Annotated in this window: 1 pseudogene; it reads right to left on the bottom strand. The window is 52.5% G+C overall.

The annotated features are described in order from the left end of the window. Positions 1-679, bottom strand: a pseudogene (locus tag DEQ92_RS20870) (IS4-like element ISHvo11 family transposase); the annotation flags it as partial. Positions 680-1,050 lie beyond the last annotated feature (371 nt).

Genomic DNA, 1,050 nt, shown 5'->3' with positions numbered 1-1,050 from the left:
GATGATCTCGAAGTTCGCGTTGTCCTTCACTCGGGAGACGAACCAGCCGCCATTCTGGTCGATTCGGTCGAACAACCAGAAGTCGTAGAAGCCTAAATCAAGCAAGATGAGGGCGTCAGCTACCCACTCGCCGGTGGGTAGCTGACTCCGTTCATGAGTCGTCCCATCGGTTGTCCGGAATCGTGTCGGGAGCCCAGTCGAGAGAGATTCGGTGAGGTGAAGTTTCAGTTCGGCTTGATGGTCGCCGGTTGCTGTGTAGATATCAGCGGCGTCCTGGTACAGCGAAACGATGGTTGCGTCAGCAATGAGGACGTCTCGAAAGCGTTCGAGACGGCCGTTCAAATCTTCTCGTCCGGTATCGAGATTCTCGATTGCGTCATCGAGAATCTCTCGAAGGAGTGCAACGAATCCTGGTTCGAACCAGTCGTGGAACGATGCGTAGGAGAGTTCGTCACAGTCAGCCATCTCGACGTAGCGTTCGAGAAATGCTTGGAGAGAGCGGTCTGAGCCAGCAGCGAAGCCAAACGAGAGTGTGTAGAACAGTGCAACGATGTCGAACTTGCGCTCGTTCGACGAGATTCGTTGCGCGAGCGCGCTCGCGCAACTCATCGGAGGGAAACGCTCTTTGAATCCGGTCAACTATGACCGAATCCGGTGGGCTGTAGGTCATACTTCCCACCGGGTTCCTCAATCAGGTAGTTGCGACGATATCAAATCAACAGACAGCAACTGGATTCTTCGTTAAACTAGAACGGATGGTTGTGGCACATTTGATTTTATCAACGACGCATTTCACGATGGGTTCACGAAGTTCTCGGTAGTTTCAACAAGGCAAGCAACAGCATTTGCTTTTTTGTCGTCCGGTTGGTGTCAAAGCTGTCTCTCGCAACGGTCGTCAAGGTCGAGAAATAAGTGAGTGGCGAACACCTACTCGTCGATCATCTCGCGGAGACGTATCGTACGTTCGTTCAGCGTCTCCAACGCTTGAGAATGACCCTCAACTTCAGACTCTAACGCTGACGTTCTATCGTCCAAACTTGAAAGCCGGGA

It is taken from the genome of Haloferax sp. Atlit-6N (genome assembly GCF_003383195.1).
Taxonomy (GTDB): Archaea; Halobacteriota; Halobacteria; order Halobacteriales; family Haloferacaceae; genus Haloferax; species Haloferax gibbonsii.
The sequence above is the reverse complement of the archived record's forward strand: the minus strand, read 5'-3'. Positions and strand labels throughout refer to the sequence as shown.